This is a genomic window from Mesorhizobium sp. P2_B5, from assembly GCF_056404775.1.
Map to the genome: position 1 here is coordinate 1 of NZ_JBFUDJ010000007.1, position 21,622 is coordinate 21,622.

Here is a 21,622-nt window from a genome sequence, read left to right on the forward strand (position 1 = left end):
AGGCCGCCCTGGCCCCGCCGGCGAGCGCAGCCGCGCAAGGATCTTCTCGAAGCGATACCACTTCACCAGCGACGACAGCCGGTCCAGCCGACCACTCCGACCAAGACCCTGTGGCAGCAGAGCCTCCACAAAACTGAACTGACCGCTCGGCTTCGTCGTCATCGCAAAATCCCCGTTTCAAAAACAGGGAATCACATCCATCCAATTTTGCAACAGTCCCCTTGTGGGAGAAGGGGGATCGGCGCGCAGCGCCGAGACGGATGAGGGGTGCGTGACGGAACGAGACGGCGGCGTTCCCTGGAACACCCCTCATCCGACCTCGCTTCGCGAGGCCACCTTCCCCCACAAAGGGGGAAGGAAGAAGCGCGCGCCTACCCATCATTGCCGCCCCCGCATCGTAATAAACGCTCCAAACATCACCACCGCCACCATGATGGCGCCCTCGATGATGGCGGTGACATTCGGGTCTATGGCGAGCAGCGTCAAATCCGTGCGAACCAGCCTCAGCACGAAGACGGCGACGATGGGGCCGAGCAGGCCGCCCTTGCCGCCGCCGAGCGCGACGCCGCCCAGCACGACCGCCGCGACGCTGGCCAAGAGATACGGGCCGGGGATGGGGGCGCCGATGCCGGTGCTCATGGTCAGCGCCAGGCCGCCAAAGGCGGCGAGCAGGCCCGACAGCGCATAGGCGATCATGCGGGTGCGCTTCACCGGCACGCCTGAGCGGAACGCCGCCAGTTCGCTCGAGCCGATGGCGTAGAGGGAGAAGCCGAGGCGCGAGCGCCGCAGCGGTATCCAGATGACGCACAGGCAGACGATCAGCACCAGCAGTGCCTTGGGCAGCCAGGCGTCGATGGCGTCGGGCAGGCCTGGGATCGGCACGGTGCCGGAGATCAGCGCCTTCAGCCATTCGGCGATGCCGCCGCCCGGCGCGTCGAGCACCAACAGCGCCGCGCCCTGCAGCACGAACAGCATGGCGAGCGTGACGACAATGTCAGGCACGCGGGTCACGACGATGAGCAGGCCGTTGAGCGCGCCGAGCGCAAAACCCATGGCGAGCACGAAGGGCACCACGAACAGCGCGTATTCTTCCGACGCGCCATTCATCATCGAAGCGGCGGTGACGCTGGTCAGCGCCATCATGGCGGCGACAGAGAGGTCGATGCCGCCGGCGATGACCACCACGGTCTGCGCAGCGACGGCGAAAGCGTAAGGCAGCACGGCGCGCGCGAGCGAGCCGAAATCGTTGCTGCCATAGGCCGGTTGGATGATCCTGGTGGCGATGAACAGGATGATGAGGAGAGCGAAGAGGCCGACGACCCAGCCCTGGCGGCGCAGGAAATGGCTCATGGCGTCGCCTCCGGGGTATCGGAGGCATGGGCGGTTGGATCGGCCAGGATACCGATATCGGCCTTGGCGCCGCGCGGCAGGCCGTAGGCGGCGCGCATCAGCGCCGGCTCGTCGGCCTCCTCGACGGGGAAGATGTCGACGAGGCGGCCGCCGAAGATAACGATGACGCGGTCGCAGACGCGCTGCACCTCTTCGAGTTCCGAGGTGTAGAACAGCACCGACTTGCCATTGCCGGCGAGCTCGCGCAGCAGCTTGTAGATCTCCTGCTTGGTGCCGACATCGATGCCGCGCGTCGGGTCGAAGCACAGGATGGTGCGGGCGTCCGCCGCGATCCAGCGGGCGATGGTCACTTTCTGCTGGTTGCCGCCGGACAGGCGCTGCACCTCGCCCTGCGCGCGGGTGTCGATCTGCAGCCGTTCGATGGCGCTGAGCACGGTAGCGCGCTCGCGGCGCATGTTGATAGGGCCCCAGTTGCGCAGAGCGGCACTGAAGGGCAGGGCGATGTTCTCGCGCACCGAGCGCTGCATGGCGAGCGCCTCGGATCGGTCGCCCGGCACATAGGCAATGCCGGCGCGAATGGCGTCGATCGGGTGCGAAAATTTCACGGGGGCGCCATCGACTTCGATGGTGCCGCCGGAGGGACGGATCGAGCCGGCAAGGGCGGCGAAGAGTTCATCCTGGCCCTGGCCTTCGAGCGCGACGACGCCGGCGACCTCGCCATCGGCGAGATCGAAGGAGACGTCGCTGAGCTTGGTGCCGACGCGTAAGTTTTGCACGGCGATGCGCGGGCGGGCAGGGGCGGGCGCGGCCTTCTCGGCGGCGCTGCGGGCGGCGACATGGGTCTTGACGATGCGGGTGCCGAGCATCAGCTCGACGATCTTTTCCTCGACGCCCGGCACTATGTCGACGACGCCGACGGTCTCGCCGTCGCGCAGCACGGTGGCGCGGTCGCACAGCGCCGAGATCTCGACGAAGCGGTGCGAGATGAAGATCACGGCCCGGCCCGAGTCGCCCTGGCGGCGCACCACTTCCAGCACCTTCTCGGCGAGATTGGCGGGGAGTGCTGCCGTCATCTCATCGAGCAGCAGCACGTCGGGTTCGACGGCGAGCGCTCGGGCAAGGTCGAGCACGCGCAGCACGGCCAGCGGAATGTCGCGCGCGGTGTCGCGCAGATCGAGGTCGGCAATGCCGAGTTCGTGCACCCAGGCGCGGAACGGCTCGACCGGCGTGCCGGTCAGCCTGAGATTGGATAAGACGTCGAGATCGGGGATCAGCGACGGTTCCTGGTAGACCGGCAGCAGCCCGGCGCGGCGCGCGGCGGCGGGCGAGCGTATGTCGCGCGCCTCGCCGCGGATCAGGATGCGCCCGGCATTCGCAGGAATGGCGCCGGTCAGGATCTTCACCAGCGTCGACTTGCCAGCACCGTTGGCGCCCATCAGAGCGTGAACCTCGCCCGGCAGGACGGAGAGCGACGCGTTGCGCAAGGCTGCAACCGCGCCGTAGTTCTTGGCGACACCGGTGGCGTCGAGGAGGGGGCTGGTGGTCAAATGGTTTGGGTCTCGATTTGTGTGCTCAAATAACTGCGAATGTTAGCGCCGCCCCTCACTGTCCTGCCGGACATCTCTCCCCGTAAACGGGGAGAGAGAAGCTGGCCGCGGCACTGGCGCCCTTCCTGCAACGTTGAAGGTTGGCGAAATCGGCGGCGAGCGTCCCTCTCCCCGTCACTATACGGGGAGAGGATGCCGGCAGGCAGGTGAGGGGCGGCGCTGACGGATGGTCAGCTAAAACTGCTTACTCCCCCGGCCCCTTGCAAGCGATGATCTGCTCCTTCGTATACGTCGTCCACTCAGGGATCGAGATCGAGACCGGCCATTCCGGGCTGAGCGACGGGTCGGCGGCGGCTTTCAGCTTGGCCTTGCCTTCGTCGGTGGCGTTGTCCCACAGCTGCGGGTCGACCAGCACGGTCTGCTGTGCCGGCTTCTTGCCGTCGAGGATCTGCAGCGCCAGCGTCACTCCGGCACCGCCGATCGAGCCGGGGTTGGTGACGGCAGCGCCGACGAGGCCCTTGACCGAGCTCAGCTGGCCGACGAAACCGGCATTGTCGGCGCCGACCACCGGCACCAGCGGCGCCTGCGATTCGACCAGCGCGTCGACGATGACGTTGTCGATGCCGGAGGTCCACACGCCGTTGAACGGCGTGCCGGTGGCGAGGAACGACAGCATCTGCTGCTTGGCCTGGTCCTGCTGCCAGCCGGTGAAGACCTCCTGCGCGACCTTCACGTCGGGGTTTTCGGCCAGCGCCTTCTTGAAGCCTTTGTCGCGATCGGAGTCCGCCGAAGCGCCGGCGGCGCCGCGCATGTAGAACACCTCGCCCTTGCCGCCCATCTGCTGGAACAGCCACTTGGCGCCGAGATAGGCATACTGTTCCTGGTTGTTGGAGATGATGTAGGCCGACGGCTCGGTGACCGCCTGGTCGACGGCAACGACGACGATGCCGGCCTTGGTGGCTTCTTCCAGGCCCGCCTTGATGCCGGCCGGATCGGCGGGGTTGACGACGATGGCGTCAACCTTGGCGCTGATCAGGTTGCGGATGTCTTCGAGCTGGCCGGCGGCATCGGTGTTGCGGTGGGCGATGTTGAGTTTCGTCACTTCGCCGGACGCCAGCGCCTGCGCCTTCATGGCGCAGACCATCTCCTCGCGCCAGCCATTGCCCTGCACGGTGTTGGAAATGCCGATCGTGTATTTGCCTTCGGCCGACGAGACGCCCACCGAGGCCAGCAAGGCAGCGCCCGCAAGCAGCGGAACCATGGTCAGTATTTTCTTCATGTCAGTACTCCTCCACATTGTTTTTCAGTTCCAGGGTTTTGCGCCTGCCGGATTGCGACAGGATCAAACCAAGTTGTTACCTCGTCATTTGACGAAGGGACGCAGCACGTCGCGGGCAAGCAGGAAACCGCGCTTGACCTGATCGTCGCTGCCTTCAAAGCGTCGGTCCTCGTGCTCGATGATGACCGAGCCGTCATAGCCGGCACGGTAGAGGCCGGAGAAGAAGCCGCTCCAGTCGACATCGCCCAAGCCCGGCATGCGCGGCACCTGCCAGCCTATCCCGGCCGAAAGAATCCCGCGCTCATAAAGTCCATCATGATCAATCATCAGGTCCTTGGCGTGGACATGCAGCATGTAGGGGCCGAACTCCCTGATGAACCGGGCCTGGTCGATCATCTGCCAGACCAGATGCGAGGGGTCGAAATTCATGCCGACCTCGCCGCCCCAGGTCTCGAGAATGCGGCTCCAGATCTGCGGCGAATAGGCGATGTTGTGCCCACCCGGCCACTCGTCATAGCTGAAGATCATCGGGCAATTCTCGAAGGCAAGCTTGACGCCATGGTTGCGCGCATAGGCGACGATCTCGGGCCAGACTTTCAGCGCGTCCTGCCAGTTGACGTCGACGGTCTTCGAGGCATCGCCGCCGCAGAACGTGTTGACCACCGGCACGCCCATATTGGCGGCCAGCGCGATGACCTTCTTCAGATGACTGATGACGGCCTCGCGATGCGCGGCGTCGGGATGCAGCGGGTTGGGATAGTAGCCGAGGCCGGAGACCGTCAGCTTCTTCTCCGTCAGCGACGCAACGATCTCCTTGGCCTGCGCAGGCGAGGTCGAAGCAGCGTCGATGTGGCTGGTGCCGGCATAGCGTCGCGTCGCGCCGGAAGTTGTCGGCCAGCAGGCAATCTCCAGCGCCTCGAAGCCGGCCGCGTTTGCCCAATCGGCGACTTCGGCAAGTGGCGTCGCCGCGAACGGTGCCGTCAGCAGTCCAAGTTTCATAGTGCCTCCCCTGGTCGTGGCTTCACGACCGGTACCTATAATGCCGATTGTTTGGATCGCTTCAACCGTGCGACCTCATCTTGTTCAAGACTGTGCCGGACGGCCGCCATCGGATCGTCCGAAAGCAGCTCGCGCAGCGCCGACATCACGGTCGTGCGGAACGTCTCATCAGCCGCGAGGCCGGGATCGAATATCCCGTCGATGGCGAGGATGGCGGACGCCAGCGCCCGCGCATCATGGCCGGTCGTGTCGGCGATCTCGGCGACCTTGCCGGCATAGGGATCCGACACCGGCCAGCGTTTGCCAAAGCGTGCGGAAGCCTGGATGAGATAAGCCATCCAGCCGGCCACCGGCACCGACAAAAGGCCGATGCTGCCGCCTTGGCTCAGCCGGTCGCGGATCGGGTTCAGCAGGCGCTGGACGATCTTTTGCGAGCCGTCGGTGGCGACCTGGTGGTTGCGGTGGCGGATTGCGGTGTTCTTCAGCCGGGCAAGGCTCTGCTCGACATAGGCGAGCGGCAGGATGCCGGGCACCGGCATCAGCGTCGGCACAGTTTCCTCGACCAACATGCGCCTGATGAAGTCTGACAGCAGCGGGTCGGCCATGGCATCCGATGTGTGTTCGAGTCCTGCCAGCACGCCGAGCGTGGCAAGCGTCGTCTGGGCGCCGTTCAGCACCCGCATTTTCAGATGCTCGAACGGCGTCACATCGTCGACAAAGGTGGCGCCGACCAGATCCCAGCGCGGCATGCGGCCGGCGAATTTTTCCTCGATCACCCATTGCCGGAACGGCTCGCCGACAGCGACAGCGCCGTCGCGATAACCGAACCATTGCTCGACGCTGTCGAGGTCGGTCTGCGTCACCGCCGGCGCGATGCGGTCGACCATGGCTGAGGGGAAAGCGACATTGGCCGCGATCCACTCGGCCAGGCCATTGCCGCGCCGTTCGGCAAAGCTGCGCACGACATTGCCGAGGATGACGCCATTGGTCGGAATGTTGTCGCAGGAGAGCAGTGTCAGCGGTCGGCCATGCGTGGCCTGGCGCAACTCCAGCGCCCGCACCAACAGGCCGGGCACGCTGCGCGGGGTCTCGGGGTTGGCGAGGTCGTGGACGATGTCGGGATGGCCAAGATCGAGTTCGCCGCTCGACGGGATGTGGCAATAGCCTTTTTCCGTCACCGTCATCGTCACCAATTCGATGTCGGGCGAGACCAGCACGCCGAGCGCTGGTGCCGCACTCTCCTGGCTGTCGACCACCCGGACGATGCTGCCGATGACGCGTGCCTCGATATGGCTGTTTTCGCGGATCAGCCTTGTATAGAGCCCGCTCTGCCGTCCCAACGTGTCGGCGAGGCTTGGCGGGCGGATGTTGATGCCGACAATGCCCCAGCGGTCGAAGCGCAGCGAGATGAGATCGTCGGTGTATTCGGCCTGATGGCAGCGGTGGAAAGCGCCGACGCCGAGATGCGCCATGCCGGGCGCCAGCATCGTGCGGTCGTAGGACGGTGTCTGGACCGATGCCGGCAAGCGGTCGAGCAACGCCGGCCCGAGTGTCTCGGTGGAAGCGCTCACCGGTTCGCCCCGATCACCGCCTGCTCCTGGTCGATCACGGCGCCGGTCATCGGCCCTGCGGCGTCGGAGAGCAGGAAGACGGCAAGACTGGCGATGTCGTTGGGCGTCAGCAGCCGGCCGAAGGGCTGCGCGGCGTTGGCCTTGTCGAGCCAGCCGGGGCCGTTGCCCAAAGTCTCGGCCTGCATGATGCGTTCGGCCGGCGTGTCGGTCCAGCCGACATTGATGCCGTTGACGCGGATGCGGTCGAAGCGGTGGGCGTTGGCGGCGTTCTTGGTCAGCGTCGCCAGCGCGCCCTTGGTGGCGGAATAGACGGCAAGCTCCGGCGAGCCGCAATGGGCGTTGATCGACAGGATGTTGAGAATAGCGCCGCCCTGGCCGCGCGTCTTCATGTCGGCAATGGCCGCCTGCATCAGGAAGAACGGCGCGCGCGCGTTGACGGCAAACAGCGCCGCCCAGTCGTCGAGGCTGGCGTCGAGGAAAGAGGCGCGGTCGGTCAGGCCGGCAGCGTTGACGAGGGCATCGATGCGGCCGAAGCGCTCGATGCAGGTCTGCGCCAGAAGAGCAGGGGTTGCCGGGTCGGCAAGATCGGCGGCGACGAAGATGGTCGGCGTGCCCAATTGCGAAAGCTCGGCCGCCACCGCATCGCCGCGCGTCTTCTCGCGCCCGGTGACCACAAGCCCGGCGGCGCCGGAACGCGCCAGCGTCTCGGCAATGGCGCGGCCAATGCCTTGCGTCGACCCGGTGACCAAGGCCACCTTGCCGTCCAGCCGGATCTCCATTCCTCCTCCCGGAACAAAGTTTCTATTTTTCTAGATATGGAATGGTAATTCCCGATAGTCAATTGTGCCAGCGACGGCTCACTCCCCGCGTCGCGCCGCCACACCGTGGACCAGCGCCATCCCCACAGCGAGCGATGCCGCCAGCGAGCGGAAGCCGGCGAAGTCGGATTCCACCACTTCCAGCCAGGTGTCCGACAGCGGAATCAGCGGGCTGAAGGTGCTGTCGGTGACGGTGACGATGCGCGCCTTGCGCTCATGCGCCACCGCGACGAGATCAGGCGTAATCGAATTGTAAGGGCTGAAGGAGACCGCCAGCACCGCGTCCTGGCCGCCGATGCAGCCGATCTGGTCGAGTGCGGAGGAGCCGACATTGTCGACCAGCACGTTGCGCACGCCTTGCTGCGAGAGGGTCAGCGACAGATAGGCGGTGACGGGAAAGGCGCGCTTGGAGCCGATGACATAGATCAACTCGGCATCCGCAAGCAGCGCCACCATCTTGTCGAAACTCTCGACATCGAAGCCGGCCTCGATGCGGCCGAGCGAGGCCTGCGACGCCCCGACCATGCCATGCAGGAAATGCAGGTTCGGCTCGGTCTCGGTGCGCGGCTCGCCACGCCCTTCCGGCCATGATCCCTTGATGTGTTCCTTGAACAGGCCCTGGAAATCGGAAAAGCCGGAATAGCCGAAGATCTGCGCAAAGCGCACCAGCGTCGAGGGCTGCACGCCGGCCTGTGCCGCCACCTGCGCGATGGTGCCGAGCGCGACGTCGCTCGGATGCTGCCACAGGAAGATCGCCACCTGCCGCAGCCGCTTGGGGAAATGCACCGTGCCCGACGACAGCACGGCGCGCAGCTCCTCATAAGTTTGCGGCTGGATATAACCCAGTGCTGCCAGAGAGCGTCCCCGCTTGCGTGTCGCCGCCTCGTCGGCGATCGATCGTCCAGATGACTTGCTTGCCCCACTCATGATTTCAGGCTAGCGCGATACGATCGTTTTACAATATGAAAATTGGAAATCGTGTTCGAAAGCGGTTGGGTTCGGCGTGGTTAGGCGGAAGCCTTTCCAACGTCGTCATCCTAGGGCGAAGCAGGAGCGAAGCTCCATCGCGGAGACCCCAGGATGACGAAGCCACAGGTGGAGGAGTTTGAAATGGTCTACGCAACATCGGACGGATCAGCCGGCAAGCGGCTGAGGGTCGGCATGGTCGGCGGTGGGCGCAATGCTTTCATCGGCGCCGTGCATCGTCTAGCCATGCGGCTCGACGACCAGATCGTTCTGGTCGCCGGGGCGCTGTCGTCGGACCCGGAAAACGCCGCTGCCTCGGCCGCCGAAATCGGCATCGCGCCGGAGCGCAGCTATGCCGACTATCGCGCCATGGCGCGAGCCGAAGCCGCGCGGCCGGACGGCATTGAGGCGGTCGTCATCGTCACGCCAAATCATCTGCACGCCCCGATCGCCACGGCCTTTCTCGAAGCCGGCATCGACGTGATCTGCGACAAGCCGCTGTCGACGACGCTCAGCGACGCCGAGGCATTGGTAGCGCTCGCCAAGGCGAAAAAGCGCCGTTTCGTCGTTACGCTCAACAACACCGGCTACGCCATGGTGCGCCAGGCGCGCGAAATGGTGGCGGCGGGCGAACTTGGCCGCATCGTGTCCGTGCACGGCGCCTATATCCAGGACTGGCTGATGAAGCCGATCGACGCCGAGGGCCAGAAGCAGGCGGAGTGGCGCACCGACCCGGCCCGCGCCGGGCAATCTGCGGTGCTGGCCGATATCGGCGTGCATGCGTTCAACTTGGCAAGCTATATCTCCGGCTGCGAGGCCGAGGCGGTGTCGGCCGATCTGTTCACCGTCGTGCCCGGGCGCCGGCTCGACGACAATGCGCATGTGCTGGTGCGCTGGACCGGCGGCGCACGCGGCACGATCCTGGCCAGCCAGACCTCGCCCGGCCATTACAATGACCTCTCCGTGCGCATCTATGGCGACAGAGCCGGGCTCGAATGGTCGGGCGGCCGGCCGGAAGAATTGCGCTTCTCCGTTTATGGTGAGGAAACCCGCACACTGGTGCGCGGCGGCCATGGTTCGACGGCGGAAGCCCAGCGTGTGTCGCGCATGCCGGCCGCGCACCCGGAAGGCTATATCGAGGCCTTCGCCAATTTCTACCGCGACGCCGCCGACATTATTCGCGCGCATCGCTCCGGTGGGGTGGTGGATGCGGCGCGTGCGGCTCAGGTGCCTGATGTGGTCGATGGAGCGCGCGGCGTGAAGTTTGTCGCGGCGGCGGTGGAGTCGAATGCGGCCGGTGGGGCTTGGACGGTGGCGCGGTTTGGGTGAGATGGACCGGCAATTGCCGTGGTCTAGCGGCAGTGGCAATCACCTACGGCAGTCCCCCACTCCGTCTCAGCTTCGCCGAGCCACCTCTACCCCCACATTGGTGGGGAGAGGAAACGCTAATCGCCGTGGTGGCGGCCTAAAAAAGAAGTTTCCTCGGCTTCCTGAATTCTCTTCTGGAATGCCTTAGCCGCTCAGCGCCGCTTTGGGCGACCGCCCGGGGATTTGTTGCCGCGCGGGCCGCTCTGCACCGGCGTATTGCCCTGGTTTTCCTGGGATAGTTTGCGCCAGCGGGCCAAGCGCTCGGGATCGAGCCTACCGGCCTTCAAGGCAGCCTGCACCGCGCAGCCCGGTTCGTGGACATGGGTGCAGTCGCGAAACTTGCACAGTGGGGCGAGCTCGGTGATTTCGGCAAACAGCGTGTCGATGCCGGAAGCAACGTCACTGACATGCAGCGTGCGCATGCCCGGCGTATCGATCACCCAGCCGCCGCCGGCAATGGCGTGCAGCGATCTGGCTGTGGTGGTGTGGCGGCCCTTGGCATCGTGCTCCCGGATGCCGGCGGTCTGTTGCGGCGCTTGCTGCGCCGATCCGGCCAGCGTGTTGACCAGCGTCGATTTGCCGACGCCGGAGGAGCCGACCAGCGCCACAGTCTGGCCTGCGCCGCACCAGGCGGCGAGCGCCGTTGCGGCATCGGCGACGCGCGGGTTCAGCGTCACGACGGCCAGTCCGCGCTGCAGTGCTGCGGCCTGGCTTTGATAAGCCTCGGCATCGTCGGCCGTATCGGCCTTGGTCAGCAGGATCACCGGCGTCGTTCCGGCCTCGTTGGCCAGCGCCAGATAGCGCTCGAGCCGGGCGATGTTGAAATCGGCATTGCAGGAGGTGACGATGAACAGCGTATCGACATTGGCCGCGGCCAGCTGCGGCACCCTGGCGCCCTGTGTGCGACGCTCCAGCACCGTCTTGCGGGTCAGGCGGCGGCGCAGCAGATGCGTGTGAGGCTCGACAAGCACCCAGTCGCCGACCGCATAGTCGCCGGTGTTGGCATTCGCCGGCAGCGTCAGATCCGTTGGCCCCGCCAGAGACAGGCCGGCCAGGCGGTCGCGATGCACCGAAGCGATGCGCGTCGGGACGAGGTCGGCCTCATCAGACTCAAGCTGATCGCCGAAGAACTCCGTCCAGCCCAGGCTTGCGAGGGAGTCTGTCAAAGCCTTGACCAAGGGGACGGTGTCGCGGGCATCGAGGGTATCCTTGGCAAATGGGCGCGGACAACAGCCTTTCGGAGTAGGGCGGTAATCCGAGCCGTTCTATGGGCGGCGCGGCGATGTTTGGCAAGCCGGGTCCCGCGCGGGCGAGCGGAGCAAGTGGCTGGAGCTCGACACCACCGGCGCTTGGATCGGCCCGAATTTCAAGGAGGGCAACTACAAGAACAATCGCCGGCAGCTGTTCTTCCCCGAGGCAGATGTCGGGACGTGGAGCGATCAGGCGGCCGCCGACCCCGATCCGTTTGCGGACGAAAAGGAACGCGCTGCGGCCAAGAAAAAAAAGAAACCGCCGCAGGGGTGAGCGCAGTTCACGCTCGCCTGGGCGCGCTGTCTTTCTTGCGAGGGGGAGGGGATGGCCGGCGCCACAGGGGGCGGGGGGTTGGGATGGGGTTGCCTGAAGCACCGGCCAAAGCGGGACAAGTCCCGCTGCTGAACAAGGTATCAGAGGTTGGATCGGTTCATATGGTGTGATCGCGGAACTGGCGCAAAAGCGCTTTCGCATCGTCGCTTCGGTGCCGCCAAAGGCCGCGCAACCGGGGGTTTCCGGTGGCTTGCGTGGGTTGCGCAAGCCCCGGTTGAAGGCCCGGTGACAGTTGTGGTTCTGGGTGTTGTTTCCGGCGTCGCGCAACGGATTGTATGATCGGTCATCAATCCTCAGCGCAGCTTGTTATTGTGCAGTGCAGCAACGATATTGCTGCGAGTGCGTTGTGCACGACTGCCATTCCGGCGCGCAAGGATACCGGTTTGCGAAATATATCCGATACGATCGCTCGCCTGAGCGCGATGCGCGGCCGGCCGGTTGGCTCCGGGCAGAGCAAGGAAGATCATCTCTCAGACATGACAGGCTTCGGGTCCAATCCCGGCGCCTTGCGGGCGCGGCTCTATCTTCCTGACAATCTGGCGCGGCAGGCGGCGCTGGTCGTCGTGCTGCATGGCTGTACCCAGAATGCCGCCGGCTACGATCACGGTTCCGGCTGGACCGAGCTTGCCGCGGAGCAGGGTTTTGCCGTGCTTTTCCCCGAACAGCAGCGCGCCAACAATGCCAATCTTTGCTTCAACTGGTTTGTGCCGGGCGATATCAGCCGCGACAGCGGCGAGGCGGCGTCCATCCGCCAGATGATCGAGGCGGCTATCGTCACGCATGGTCTCGACCGCAAGCGGATCTTCGTCACCGGTCTTTCCGCCGGCGGCGCCATGGCAGCGGTGATGCTGGCTGCCTATCCGGAGGTGTTTGCCGGCGGCGCGATCATCGCCGGGCTTGTCTATGGCAGCGCCTCGACCATCCCCGAAGCCTTCGACCGCATGCGCGGCCATGGCGGCCCGTCCAAAACCGAGCTGCAGCGTCTGTTGCGGGCGGCCTCGTCACACAAGGGGCCGTGGCCGCGGATTTCGGTGTGGCAAGGATCGGCCGACATCACCGTCGTGCCTTCCAATGCCGACGCGATGCTGGCGCAATGGCAGGGTGTACATGGCGTCGGCGAGAGGCCGACTCTTACGGAAAAGGTCGACGGCCAGACGCGAAAGGTCTGGTCCGACAGCAATGGGCGCGATGTCTTGGAGACATACACCATCGCCGGCATGGGCCATGGCACGCCGCTGAAGACGAGCGGCGACGATGGCCTTGGCAGAGCAGGGCCGTTCATGCTGGATGTCGGGATTTCCTCGACACGGCACATTGCCCATTTCTGGGAGCTGACCGAGCCAAAGGTGCGACGCAAGGCGAATGCCGAAACCGCTTCAGGCACCGCGTTGCAGCCTTTCGCGCCGAAGGAAAAACCGCGGGCGGTCCGTGTCGACCCCACGCCGGAACCTGCCAACGCGCGCGGCACGGCAGGCGGGATCACCAAGGTCATCGAAGATGCGCTGCGCGCAGCGGGGCTGATGCGCTAGCGTTGACGGCGGACGAGCTTACGGGCTCGCCCGTCGTGCTCACTCCTTGCCGGCAGGGACCGGCGACGGGACGGGCTCTTCACCCTCGACGCTGTTGTCGTTCACCCGCAGAGCGTTGCCCTCCACCTTGTTCGGTTCGGCATCGGTGCGCGGCTTCGTCGGCGCCGCGATCAAAGCAATGGTCAGTCCGTTGTTTCGGAGGAAGGCTCTCATGCCGTGGTCCTGTCTTCGCCTAGTGCCAGTTTTCCAAGACGTCCTGCATGGCAACGGCCTCGACCTGCTCGCTAAAACGCGATCGGTAGAGTTCCATTAGCGCATTATGGGTCTGGTCGGCCGAGCTGCAGACGGCATCAGTCACCACGATCGCGCGGAAGCCTCGATCTATCGCGCCCAGCAGTGTGGCAAGCACACACACGTCCGTCTCCGCGCCCGTGATGACGAGCGTGTCGACATTCCGCCCCGCCAGCGCAGCGTCCATGCGACCTCCCGTCCATGGTGAATAAACCCGCTTGTCGAGCACGGTCGCGGGCGGCACGAAACGCGCCAGCTGCGGCATGATATCCACGAGCCTGCGATCGATATTGGCAAGGGTGACGTCCGCCCAGCGTCGATAATAATGCGCCCACATGCCGGTTCCATCGCCGGGCTTCTCGGCAGGGATGAAGCGGGTAAACACGGTTTGATGGGGGTGTTTGCCGGCAAGCTCTTCAATCGCCGGGAGCACCTTTTCCGCCCAGGGTACTGCCCAAGGCCCTTCGGGCGCGAACAGCCGTTGCATGTCGACGCACAGATGAAGGCAGGTTTCTCCCAGAGGGCCATGAACCAGGCCGCGCGCCGCCATCCTCAACTCCCGACTACATGGATCCTGACCGCTTTCAAAACGCGGCAACCTCGGCTTGGCGCGCTGCTTCCGCCTCGGAAACGTCGATCGAGCAGAGCAGGCCGCCGTTCTCGTCGAGCACCCGCACCAGCCAGCCCGACAGATCGTCGGTGCCCGGTTGCAGATCGGCCAGCACGTCGACGGCACAGCGGATGGCCTCTTGGCGCGCCGCTTCGAAGCTTGGCATCGTCAAGGCCGGAACCTGGCGGGCGCCGTCTCCATCGCGATACTCAAAAATGTAGGTCGCACCGCTCTCGTCATTGACGGCGGTCACCGCGACTTCGTCGAAATTGCCGCTGCTTTCAGCCTCGTAGTCGTTGGCCGCCAAACCGAAGGTCGCGGTCTGGACGAGCACCGCTCTCGCCCGCTCGATGGTGGCCCCCTCATTCTCGGCTGCTTGCGCCTTTGCCATGGCGACGCTGACGCATTCGCCGCCTTCACCGCAAAACACCACGCGCCGAACGGGTTGGCCGCCGCGCCCGATCGTGTCGTCGACCTCAGTCCGGATTATTTGCATGGAAGAATTCCGATCGCTGGTTGGATGCGCGAAGAGCCCCGATGCGTGAGCATCGAGGCTCCAGAGCACATGCTTGTGAAGTGCCGTCGACGCTGCTGCTTTGCTTAAGCGGCTTCGGCTGCGACGTTGACCGCCGACTCGGCGAGTTGGGTCAGGGCCGCATCGGTTTCCTTTTCCTCACTCAGCGTCAGCTCGAGCAGGTTCACCGCCTCGTTGTAGCCGAGTTCCGCGGCCCAGGTGCGCAAGGTGCCGTAGCGCGAAATCTCGTAATGCTCGACAGCCTGTGCTGCCGCCAGCAGGCCGGCATCGATAGCTGCCGCGCCTTTGTATTCGTCCATGATCTCGGCGCCTTCCTCGGTGATGCCCATGATCGCCGCACAGGTCTTGCCGACCGGCTTCTTGCCGATGACGGTGAACACTTTCTCCAGCCGGGCAACATGTTCTTCGGTCTGGCCGCGATGTTTTTCGAAAGCTGCTTTCAGGTCGCGGCTCTGCGCTGCCTTGGCCATTTTGGGCAGTGTCGCCAGGATCTTCTTTTCGGCGAAATAGATGTCCTTGAGGGTATCGTGAAACAGGTTGCTGAGGTCTTTGGAGGATGCCTTGGTCGTTGCCATTGTTGCTTGTCCTTTCTTTGGGGGTGGAGTTCAGGTCAACTCCGGCATCCGAGACAGGTTCCGCCGAGATATCGATAAAACAGCGGGTTGGTTCGGCGGCTCTTGCGCGGCCCTTTGCGTCGCGTCTATTTGTCCTCCTGGCGCTTTTCGATCTCGTAGGTGAGCCAGCGGCAGAACATGCCGACGATCGATGCCGCGGCGCCGCCGAGCAGGCAGGCAACCAGCAACGGATCTTGTGAAGCGCTCGACCAGCTCACGATGGCCAGCAGGACGACACTGGCGGTCGAAATCAGATAACCGACGCCCTTGAGCAGATGAGCAGCTCTTGTCATCCTGAAATCTCCTTAGCCGGGATCTCCGTGGCGGCCTGTCCTCCGGAACATTCTTCTGGTCTTGAAGTTCCATTCGAAGCCAACCGGATCCACGAGAGAGGCAAGCCGATGTCGGACTATCTGAAACTGCCAACCACGACCAAGGGCCTGGTCAGGGTGGTGATCGAAACCCCGCGCGGCGCCGCCGCCAAAATGGCCTATGACCCCGCCATCCAGGCCTTCGCCTATGTCCGACCATTGCCGGTCGGGATGACCTATCCCTACGACTGGGGCTTTATCCCTTCGACACTCGGCGAGGATGGCGATCCCCTCGACGGGCTGGTCATCCATCAGACGGCGACCGCCCCTGGCATCGTCATCAAATGCGACCTGCTGGGCGCCTTGCGGGTCAAGCAGAAGGACAAGGGCGGCGCGGCCCTGCGCAATGACCGCTACATCTTTTGCCCACGCAAGGAGGATGCAGAAGACGAGCCGGTCGCCGCGGACCACGTGCCCGAGCATCTGAGGCGCGAGATCGAACAGTTCTTTCGCTCGTCGGTGTCGGAAGCGGGCAAGGAGATCAGGTTCAAAGGCTGGCAGGACGCCAACGCGGCCCGCAAGTCCATCAAAAAGGGAATGAAAGCCTTCGCGGCCCGCAAATGAACACCGCTTGCAGTGACATGCGGAGGTTCAGCGATCGTTGCGTTCGAGGCTGCGCGCAACCTCTGTCTGGGCGACCTGCAGCAGCGTGTCTATTTCGAACATCGCCACCGCGTGACCGCCATCGCGAATGACAAGGCGGGCGCGGTGAAGCAGGTCGGACACCGTCCGCAGCGTTTCAGCATGGCTTGATGGATTCGACAAATGCGTGCCCTCCATCAGGCACAACCGTTGGATCGGGAGACTGTTCCCAAAAAGGATGTCGCTGTCGTTTTGCAGGGACTCGGCTGTCAATGGCGGGGCTGCCGTCTTCGAGTCGATCAAGCACTCGCAGCGAATGCTAAATCCGCGCGATCTTTTCCAACCCCAGCCGCATTCGCTGGCCCTCGGCGAAGGTCAGGGCGAACGCCTCGAGTTCGAACGACGTTGTGGTTGCCTTGCCGTCTTCGACCACGCGGACGAACCATTCGCCGCAGGCTTCGACCACTTCGATGGCGGGTGGATCAACTTTGTTGCTCTGGACGTTATCCATCGCAATTCTCCTCAAGAGCAATGGGAAACGTCTATTTTTATAAGCCTCGCGCGAAGCGCGTTTCAATATCAAAAGTTAGCGGCCGGCCAGGCGAATGGCGGTGAGCGCGGGCAGCGGAACCATCCTTGTCTGTTCGCCGTTCCCTTTACCTCAACGAAAGGAACAGCCCATGGCCGACAACGAAACCCCGAAGATTTCCACCCGAGAAGCCCAGGAGGCCCTGGAGAAGCAGGTTGCGTCGCTGAAGCGGGAGATCAGCAAGATAAACCGGACACTTGCCGACCGTGCCGAAGATGCCGTCGAGGAGGCAGGCGGCTGGTATGGCAGCGCCACCGAGCGCGCGGCACGGGCAGCGCAGCAGCTGAGGTCGCAGGCGCAGACGGTATCCGAAACCGTCCAGCAGAATCCCGGCACGATCAGCAGCGCTTTCGTCCTTGGTGGCATTGCCGGGCTGCTGATCGGCCTGCTCCTCGGGCAAACCCTGGAACGCGACCGCCGCTGGTTCTAGCAGGCGGCAAAGGCGTATTGCGGCTTGTCCCGTTCTTGCGGAATGGCCGTAAGGTTTCCTGCCCTATCTCGCCCGCTGGCTCGGCCGGCGGGCTTTTCATTTCGGGTGGATTGCCAATTCAGCCTCTGGCCTTGGCGGCTCGCCCAGAAATCCAGGCTTGACAGCATCCCTACTAGTAGGTAGGTAATAGCCATGAGCAATCTTGTGATGACCTCCGATCAGATTCTGGCGTCGGCGCGAAACTTCATCGTGGCGGGCGGCTACAACGGATTCAGCTACGCCGATATCGCCGGCGAAGTGGGAATCCGCAAGGCGAGCATCCACCATCATTTCCCCAGCAAGGTCGACCTCGTTCGCACGCTTGTGGCCCGCCATCGCGAGCGTACCGAGGCCGGGATGGCAGATCTGGAAAGCAAATTCCCTGACCCGCTCGCGCTGCTTCAAACCTATGCCGGCTACTGGGCAAAATGCATTGAAGATGCGAGCGTCCCGTTTTGCGTCTGCGCGCTGCTTGCCAGCGAACTCCCGGCACTGCCGCCTGAAATTGCCGTCGAGGTGCGGGCTTACTTCCGGTTCCTGTCGTCCTGGCTGACCAAGGTCATGCAGCGGGGCGCCGAACAGGGGGTGCTCAAATTCACCGGCTCTGCCGAGCTGGAGGCTGAGACGTTCATGGCGACTGTCCATGGCGCGATGCTGTCGGCGCGTGCCTATGGCACCCCTGCCATATTTGACACCATCCTGACGCCAACCGTGCAACGTCTATCGGCGAAGGTTCACTAACAGGAAATCTGGCGACAGAGGGCGAGCCCTCCACCGATTCCCGCAACGCGCCCGCGCTGCCTACCTTCTAGTAGGTATACCGAATCAACCACGAGAAAGGAAAATCAGAATGCTTGCCAACACGAATGAAACCAACCAATCCACCTGGCTCAAGAGCTACTATTTCACACGCTTTGCCGTGGCGGCCGCCTGGGTCCTGCTGGCGTTCACGGTCGCCAGGGCAATGCCGTCCCTGGCAGCCATCATGCTGGTCGCCTATCCCGCCTGGGATGCGCTGGCCAACTTCGTCGACGCCCGGCGCAGCGGCGGCCTGAACCGCAACAAGACGCAGCTGCTTAACTTCATCATCAGCATCGTCACCACGGTCGCGGTCGCCATTGCGCTTGGCAAGTCCATGAATGCGGTGCTCGCGGTGTTCGGCGTCTGGGCGGTCCTGTCCGGCCTTTTCCAGCTCGCCACCGCCATCCGGCGCTGGAGGTCCGGCGCCCAGTGGGCAATGGTGCTGAGCGGCGCCCAGTCGGCGCTGGCCGGGATTTTCTTTGTGAAGATGGCGGGCGGTGCGGCGACGATCGACATCACCAACGTCGCACCCTATGCCGCCTTCGGCGCCTTCTACTTTCTGGTCTCCGCTGTGTGGCTGACGGTGAGCGACGCGCGGCGCAGGTCGGCGCAGGCCGCGGGATGAAGGTACCGCACGGCTGGCGAGAATGGGATGGCGGCCTTGCCGATTGCGCCGCTCAGCGACCGGAGTGACATGGCCTGGCTAGCGTTCATCAAGGCGGTCTGTTGGGCGTGGCGAGACGTTCCCGTTGGAGCTGCGGCGCTGGCCAATGTCGCTGAGTTGCTCGTCTGTCAGCTCGCGCAGCATGCGCGAGCTTTGGCGCCTCTGCATTTGCAGCCAAAACCAGCGAAGCATCATCTGCCATGCTCGCTCCAAGCGAGGCGTATTGGGTGGCCGCGCTGTCACGTCAGAGGATTTCAAAGACCTCATATTCGACACCGCTTGCCGTCCGGCCACCGCTGGCGACCGATACAATGCTGTTGAGCCAGGCATGGGCCGGCGCAGCGGTCTCGAAATATGGCGTTGTGCGTAGATAGTATTCGGATGCATCGACCAACTCTCCGCGTGCCAGGCGTTCGTCGATGGCCTGAGACGCGCGCCTGACGCCGCGATAGGTCATGATGATCAAGCCGCCATCGTCGGCGACGAGGAGCAGCCTGACATCCTGTTGGAATGTGCCGTCCGCCCGGCTGAGAAGCAGATCGGACCCGATGAGCGGCGACACTGTCCCGCTAATGCGCTCGCCCTCGAAGTTTCCGCCCGAGACCGCGAAAATACGTCGGCCGCCTGCCGGCGTGTGCCCAAGATCCATGGCGGGGTGAAGCGTCATGGAGAGGGTAAACAAGTGTCTTGATTGCAGCGACATCAAATGCCTCCTAGTTTCGAGGCCGGCATCTACACCAGTGCGCGTTGCTCAAAAAACGCGCTCTTCTTGTCGCTGTCACAAGGAAAACTAATCATGCGGCCCTCGCTCGAATCCTTGCGCATTCTCGAAGTATGCGTTGCGACCGCCAGCTTTGCGCGGGCGGCCGAACGCCTTTTCCTGACGCCCGCGGCTGTTAGCCTGCGTATCCGCTCGCTGGAGGCCGAGCTTGGGCAGCCGCTTTTTGTACGCGTTCATGGGCGCGTCGTGCCGACACCTGCCGCCGCCGCGCTGGCAAGCCAGGTTCGGGAATCACTCGCCGGGATAGCGGAGGCGGTCGACCGATTTCAGGCGGCGACGCCTCCTCTAAAGGTCACCGCACCACCCACGTTCGCATCACGCTGGCTCGCACCGCGTCTACCGCACTATCCTGAGTCAGGATCGGCCGCCATCGAGCTAGATGTCTCGACGGATATACGCGATCCCAACGCATTTGACGTCATCATCAGAACGGGTCGCGGTGGGTGGACCGGCCTTGAGGAACACCGGCTCATCCCGGTGGACGTGACGCCAATGCTGGCGCCGTCCCTGCTCGGAGCGCATTCGCTTGCCGTTCCGGCGGAACTGGTCGATTTCGAGCTCTTGCCGCATCCCGACTGGGAACAATGGTTCATCATGGCGCACGGCGAAATCCCGTCGGCCATACGGTTCGCCGCAGTCGATTTCCCGACCCATGAACTCAACGCCAATGCCGCATTGGCAGGTGGAGGTGTGGCGCTGCTGTCGCCCACCTTGTTCGGTTCTCTGTTGGCCCAGGGCCTTCTGGTCGCCCCCTTCCGTCACGTGCTGAGCGGTCCCGCCTGGCACTTTGCGCTGATGCGCGCCGACGACCGCCGCATGGCTCCGAGGCATTTCTGCGCCTGGCTGCGGGAGCAGGCCGGCAATCCGCCATGAAGTTGGCGAGCGCGGCACAGGCCGCTGGGTGAGAGCTTCGCACGTCCGAAACGGCATCTGCGCGCCTGGGCGGCGCCGTCAACAGTGGAGTTGAGTTTCCTGGCCACGGTCGTATGTTCGTTGACCGCGGTGGAGGATAACAAGTGCCCATTCGACACAAAGCCACGGAGGCTGGCATTCTGCAGCCATCCGAACTTGAGCTGTTGGGGCGTGTATTCCAGCAGCTCAAGCTCGACGGTCAATCGCCAGAAGCACGCGAGGCTCTCGCATCCCGGATTATTGCGAACTATATGGCTGGCGTGGTCGACGAAGCCGAGCTCGTCAGTCTTTCGAGGCAGCCGCTGGGCCGGTAGTTTCCTTCCATCCGCGTTCCGGGACGAAAGGTTTCGGTTCGTCAAATCAGAGGAATAAGGCAGTGCCGACTAACCCACCAATAGAGCGACGGTCGCATATCCGTGACCTTGTTCTGAAGGAAGCGACAATCGACTCCGGCGACGTCAGCATCAATTGTCTGGTTTGTAACCAGCACGCTCACGGTGCGGAGTTGCGGGTGAAGGCCGACATCGCAATTCCCGACCGTTTCGTGCTTCACGTTCCTGTAGATCGCACCAGTTATCGCGCCGTGGTGCGCTGGAGAAGGAAGGAGCGACTTGGGGTGCAACTCGATTCGGGAAGGCAGACATAGGTGGCGGTGGCCCCCCATTCCTGGAAACCCCTCGGGGTGGATGTCATCCGATTTGCGCGCAATCTCCGCTCGGATAGGCCAGCCGTAATCGTAACCGGCTACGCCGATGCGGACGGTATTTCCGATCGACCGTCCAATGTCCCGTTGCCTGCAGGCCGTTCCGCCAAAAAGGGTCTCATCGAGAGCATCTCGATCGCCCACGCCGGCCCCCAGCCAATCAAGTAGGCCGGGGTTAGCCGACTTGGCACTGGCGAAAGCCCGCCACTCCGGAAAGCGGCGGGCTTGGACGAACTTGGATCACTGAATAATCTTCACGATCTTGCGTGTGCCAGGATCAACCACCACGGTCTGGTTGTCGACCACGACGTAGCGGTATTTGACGTTGGGAACTTCGTGAAGTTCGACGGTATCGGGCAGAGCCGTACCGACATTGAGTTCCACGCCGGGAATCTTAATGGAAGCCAGCGGCTGTTTGTGCACATACTCCTTGATTACCGTTTCCTGCTCAGGCTGGATGATCACATCCTGAGCGGCTGCAGCGCCAACGCCGGCGAGTAGCAAAAGTCCTGCCGCGGCGGTGGTAAGATGCATTCTCATGATCGTCTCCTTTCCACTGTCAGCGAGCCCTTGCGCTGCGCGTTTCGCAGCCGGGTCTCCTGGTCGTAAACGCCATCGGATGGGGCTTGTTCCTTCAAATTTCTGCTTGTCGGTTTTGCCAATTCTCCTTGGAACAAAGCTTTTCGGTT

General features: G+C 63.8%; 25 protein-coding genes and 1 pseudogene. 8 read left to right on the top strand and 18 right to left on the bottom strand.

Going from position 1 to position 21,622, the window contains the following annotated elements:
- The 8 genes and pseudogenes from AC1D1N_RS21670 to AC1D1N_RS21705 all read right to left on the bottom strand — a co-directional run.
- A pseudogene (locus AC1D1N_RS21670) lies at positions 1–162 on the bottom strand (IS5/IS1182 family transposase); the annotation flags it as partial.
- A gap of 216 nt (positions 163–378) precedes the next feature.
- Positions 379–1,350 (bottom strand): ABC transporter permease, encoded by a 972-nt coding sequence (locus tag AC1D1N_RS21675; protein ID WP_477350926.1) that lies wholly within the window; start codon positions 1,348–1,350, stop codon positions 379–381.
- Positions 1,347–2,897 carry a sugar ABC transporter ATP-binding protein gene (locus AC1D1N_RS21680; RefSeq protein ID WP_477350928.1) on the bottom strand — a complete coding sequence of 517 codons (1,551 nt, stop codon included), beginning with the start codon at positions 2,895–2,897 and terminating at the stop codon, positions 1,347–1,349. Before AC1D1N_RS21680 ends, AC1D1N_RS21675 begins: the two co-directional genes overlap by 4 nt.
- 244 nt (positions 2,898–3,141) lie before the next feature.
- Complete coding sequence (locus tag AC1D1N_RS21685) at positions 3,142–4,176, bottom strand: ABC transporter substrate-binding protein (RefSeq protein ID WP_192259096.1); 1,035 nt, start codon at positions 4,174–4,176, stop codon at positions 3,142–3,144.
- 84 nt (positions 4,177–4,260) lie between these two features.
- Complete coding sequence (locus AC1D1N_RS21690) at positions 4,261–5,175, bottom strand: sugar phosphate isomerase/epimerase family protein (protein ID WP_477350931.1); 915 nt, start codon at positions 5,173–5,175, stop codon at positions 4,261–4,263.
- Between the two features lie 35 nt (positions 5,176–5,210).
- Positions 5,211–6,746 (bottom strand): mannitol dehydrogenase family protein, encoded by a 1,536-nt coding sequence (locus tag AC1D1N_RS21695; RefSeq protein WP_477350933.1) that lies wholly within the window; start codon positions 6,744–6,746, stop codon positions 5,211–5,213.
- A complete protein-coding gene (locus tag AC1D1N_RS21700) occupies positions 6,743–7,525 on the bottom strand; it encodes an SDR family oxidoreductase (protein ID WP_477350935.1) in 783 nt (260 codons plus the stop codon). The genes AC1D1N_RS21695 and AC1D1N_RS21700 overlap by 4 nt, the downstream gene beginning before the upstream one ends.
- 78 nt (positions 7,526–7,603) lie before the next feature.
- Positions 7,604–8,491: a MurR/RpiR family transcriptional regulator gene (locus AC1D1N_RS21705; RefSeq protein ID WP_477350937.1), complete on the bottom strand. Its 888-nt coding sequence runs from the start codon at positions 8,489–8,491 to the stop codon at positions 7,604–7,606.
- A gap of 183 nt (positions 8,492–8,674) precedes the next feature.
- Here AC1D1N_RS21705 and AC1D1N_RS21710 point away from each other — a divergent pair, with 183 nt between their 5' ends.
- A complete protein-coding gene (locus AC1D1N_RS21710; RefSeq protein WP_477351239.1) occupies positions 8,675–9,859 on the top strand; it encodes a Gfo/Idh/MocA family protein in 1,185 nt (394 codons plus the stop codon).
- Between the two features lie 191 nt (positions 9,860–10,050).
- Here the strand turns inward: AC1D1N_RS21710 and rsgA are convergent, their stop codons facing one another.
- Positions 10,051–11,076, bottom strand: coding sequence for a ribosome small subunit-dependent GTPase A (gene rsgA, locus AC1D1N_RS21715; RefSeq protein WP_477350939.1), 1,026 nt, complete (start codon positions 11,074–11,076; stop codon positions 10,051–10,053).
- 789 nt (positions 11,077–11,865) lie between these two features.
- On the opposite strand from rsgA, the gene AC1D1N_RS21720 reads away from it, so the two are divergent.
- Positions 11,866–13,011 (top strand): extracellular catalytic domain type 1 short-chain-length polyhydroxyalkanoate depolymerase, encoded by a 1,146-nt coding sequence (locus tag AC1D1N_RS21720; RefSeq protein WP_477350941.1) that lies wholly within the window; start codon positions 11,866–11,868, stop codon positions 13,009–13,011.
- 39 nt (positions 13,012–13,050) lie between these two features.
- Here the strand turns inward: AC1D1N_RS21720 and AC1D1N_RS21725 are convergent, their stop codons facing one another.
- From AC1D1N_RS21725 to AC1D1N_RS21745, 5 genes are all read right to left on the bottom strand, one after another.
- Positions 13,051–13,224: a hypothetical protein gene (locus AC1D1N_RS21725; protein WP_477350943.1), complete on the bottom strand. Its 174-nt coding sequence runs from the start codon at positions 13,222–13,224 to the stop codon at positions 13,051–13,053.
- A 19-nt stretch (positions 13,225–13,243) separates the two neighbouring features.
- Positions 13,244–13,852 carry a cysteine hydrolase family protein gene (locus AC1D1N_RS21730; protein WP_477350944.1) on the bottom strand — a complete coding sequence of 203 codons (609 nt, stop codon included), beginning with the start codon at positions 13,850–13,852 and terminating at the stop codon, positions 13,244–13,246.
- A gap of 34 nt (positions 13,853–13,886) precedes the next feature.
- Positions 13,887–14,408 carry a DUF6894 family protein gene (locus AC1D1N_RS21735; RefSeq protein ID WP_477350946.1) on the bottom strand — a complete coding sequence of 174 codons (522 nt, stop codon included), beginning with the start codon at positions 14,406–14,408 and terminating at the stop codon, positions 13,887–13,889.
- A gap of 104 nt (positions 14,409–14,512) precedes the next feature.
- Positions 14,513–15,022, bottom strand: coding sequence for a YciE/YciF ferroxidase family protein (locus AC1D1N_RS21740; RefSeq protein ID WP_477350949.1), 510 nt, complete (start codon positions 15,020–15,022; stop codon positions 14,513–14,515).
- Positions 15,023–15,147: 125 nt separating this feature from the next.
- Entirely contained in the window at positions 15,148–15,354 is a 207-nt protein-coding gene (locus tag AC1D1N_RS21745; RefSeq protein ID WP_436261321.1) for a hypothetical protein, read from the bottom strand.
- Positions 15,355–15,462: 108 nt separating this feature from the next.
- On the opposite strand from AC1D1N_RS21745, the gene AC1D1N_RS21750 reads away from it, so the two are divergent.
- Entirely contained in the window at positions 15,463–15,996 is a 534-nt protein-coding gene (locus tag AC1D1N_RS21750) for an inorganic diphosphatase (protein WP_436261320.1), read from the top strand.
- Between the two features lie 27 nt (positions 15,997–16,023).
- Here AC1D1N_RS21750 and AC1D1N_RS21755 read toward each other — a convergent pair whose 3' ends face one another.
- The gene (locus tag AC1D1N_RS21755; protein ID WP_477350951.1) at positions 16,024–16,317 is read right to left on the bottom strand and encodes a hypothetical protein; all 294 of its coding nucleotides are present in this window, start codon (positions 16,315–16,317) and stop codon (positions 16,024–16,026) included.
- Between the two features lie 16 nt (positions 16,318–16,333).
- Positions 16,334–16,525 carry a hypothetical protein gene (locus tag AC1D1N_RS21760; protein WP_112559179.1) on the bottom strand — a complete coding sequence of 64 codons (192 nt, stop codon included), beginning with the start codon at positions 16,523–16,525 and terminating at the stop codon, positions 16,334–16,336.
- 169 nt (positions 16,526–16,694) lie between these two features.
- On the opposite strand from AC1D1N_RS21760, the gene AC1D1N_RS21765 reads away from it, so the two are divergent.
- The 3 genes from AC1D1N_RS21765 to AC1D1N_RS21775 all read left to right on the top strand — a co-directional run bounded on the left by AC1D1N_RS21765 (position 16,695) and on the right by AC1D1N_RS21775 (position 18,498).
- On the top strand, positions 16,695–17,033 hold the full coding sequence (locus tag AC1D1N_RS21765) for a hypothetical protein (protein WP_112559180.1): 339 nt from the start codon (positions 16,695–16,697) through the stop codon (positions 17,031–17,033).
- Positions 17,034–17,225: 192 nt separating this feature from the next.
- Positions 17,226–17,813 (top strand): TetR/AcrR family transcriptional regulator, encoded by a 588-nt coding sequence (locus AC1D1N_RS21770; RefSeq protein ID WP_477350953.1) that lies wholly within the window; start codon positions 17,226–17,228, stop codon positions 17,811–17,813.
- Between the two features lie 109 nt (positions 17,814–17,922).
- On the top strand, positions 17,923–18,498 hold the full coding sequence (locus AC1D1N_RS21775; protein ID WP_112559183.1) for a DUF308 domain-containing protein: 576 nt from the start codon (positions 17,923–17,925) through the stop codon (positions 18,496–18,498).
- 283 nt (positions 18,499–18,781) lie between these two features.
- Here the strand turns inward: AC1D1N_RS21775 and AC1D1N_RS21780 are convergent, their stop codons facing one another.
- Positions 18,782–19,240, bottom strand: a complete 459-nt coding sequence (locus AC1D1N_RS21780; RefSeq protein WP_477350956.1) for a DUF3237 domain-containing protein — start codon at positions 19,238–19,240, stop codon at positions 18,782–18,784.
- A gap of 93 nt (positions 19,241–19,333) precedes the next feature.
- Here AC1D1N_RS21780 and AC1D1N_RS21785 point away from each other — a divergent pair, with 93 nt between their 5' ends.
- The gene (locus AC1D1N_RS21785) at positions 19,334–20,191 is read left to right on the top strand and encodes a LysR family transcriptional regulator (protein WP_436261316.1); all 858 of its coding nucleotides are present in this window, start codon (positions 19,334–19,336) and stop codon (positions 20,189–20,191) included.
- A gap of 143 nt (positions 20,192–20,334) precedes the next feature.
- Positions 20,335–20,544 (top strand): hypothetical protein, encoded by a 210-nt coding sequence (locus AC1D1N_RS21790; protein ID WP_112559186.1) that lies wholly within the window; start codon positions 20,335–20,337, stop codon positions 20,542–20,544.
- Positions 20,545–21,173: 629 nt separating this feature from the next.
- Here the strand turns inward: AC1D1N_RS21790 and AC1D1N_RS21795 are convergent.
- Positions 21,174–21,473 carry a DUF1236 domain-containing protein gene (locus AC1D1N_RS21795; protein ID WP_112559188.1) on the bottom strand — a complete coding sequence of 100 codons (300 nt, stop codon included), beginning with the start codon at positions 21,471–21,473 and terminating at the stop codon, positions 21,174–21,176.
- Positions 21,474–21,622 lie beyond the last annotated feature (149 nt).

Bases quoted from the DNA above. Each gene is read 5' to 3' on its own strand.
- AC1D1N_RS21675 (WP_477350926.1), bottom strand. From the start codon at position 1,350: ATGAGCCATTTCCTGCGCCGCCAGGGCTGGGTCGTCGGCCTCTTCGCT.
- AC1D1N_RS21685 (WP_192259096.1), bottom strand. From the start codon at position 4,176: ATGAAGAAAATACTGACCATGGTTCCGCTGCTTGCGGGCGCTGCCTTG.
- AC1D1N_RS21690 (WP_477350931.1), bottom strand. From the start codon at position 5,175: ATGAAACTTGGACTGCTGACGGCACCGTTCGCGGCGACGCCACTTGCC.
- AC1D1N_RS21700 (WP_477350935.1), bottom strand. From the start codon at position 7,525: ATGGAGATCCGGCTGGACGGCAAGGTGGCCTTGGTCACCGGGTCGACG.
- AC1D1N_RS21705 (WP_477350937.1), bottom strand. From the start codon at position 8,491: ATGAGTGGGGCAAGCAAGTCATCTGGACGATCGATCGCCGACGAGGCG.
- AC1D1N_RS21710 (WP_477351239.1), top strand. From the start codon at position 8,675: ATGGTCTACGCAACATCGGACGGATCAGCCGGCAAGCGGCTGAGGGTC.
- AC1D1N_RS21725 (WP_477350943.1), bottom strand. From the start codon at position 13,224: ATGAGAGCCTTCCTCCGAAACAACGGACTGACCATTGCTTTGATCGCG.
- AC1D1N_RS21730 (WP_477350944.1), bottom strand. From the start codon at position 13,852: ATGGCGGCGCGCGGCCTGGTTCATGGCCCTCTGGGAGAAACCTGCCTT.
- AC1D1N_RS21735 (WP_477350946.1), bottom strand. From the start codon at position 14,408: ATGCAAATAATCCGGACTGAGGTCGACGACACGATCGGGCGCGGCGGC.
- AC1D1N_RS21740 (WP_477350949.1), bottom strand. From the start codon at position 15,022: ATGGCAACGACCAAGGCATCCTCCAAAGACCTCAGCAACCTGTTTCAC.
- AC1D1N_RS21745 (WP_436261321.1), bottom strand. From the start codon at position 15,354: ATGACAAGAGCTGCTCATCTGCTCAAGGGCGTCGGTTATCTGATTTCG.
- AC1D1N_RS21750 (WP_436261320.1), top strand. From the start codon at position 15,463: ATGTCGGACTATCTGAAACTGCCAACCACGACCAAGGGCCTGGTCAGG.
- AC1D1N_RS21760 (WP_112559179.1), bottom strand. From the start codon at position 16,525: ATGGATAACGTCCAGAGCAACAAAGTTGATCCACCCGCCATCGAAGTG.
- AC1D1N_RS21765 (WP_112559180.1), top strand. From the start codon at position 16,695: ATGGCCGACAACGAAACCCCGAAGATTTCCACCCGAGAAGCCCAGGAG.
- AC1D1N_RS21770 (WP_477350953.1), top strand. From the start codon at position 17,226: ATGAGCAATCTTGTGATGACCTCCGATCAGATTCTGGCGTCGGCGCGA.
- AC1D1N_RS21775 (WP_112559183.1), top strand. From the start codon at position 17,923: ATGCTTGCCAACACGAATGAAACCAACCAATCCACCTGGCTCAAGAGC.
- AC1D1N_RS21780 (WP_477350956.1), bottom strand. From the start codon at position 19,240: ATGTCGCTGCAATCAAGACACTTGTTTACCCTCTCCATGACGCTTCAC.
- AC1D1N_RS21785 (WP_436261316.1), top strand. From the start codon at position 19,334: ATGCGGCCCTCGCTCGAATCCTTGCGCATTCTCGAAGTATGCGTTGCG.
- AC1D1N_RS21795 (WP_112559188.1), bottom strand. From the start codon at position 21,473: ATGAGAATGCATCTTACCACCGCCGCGGCAGGACTTTTGCTACTCGCC.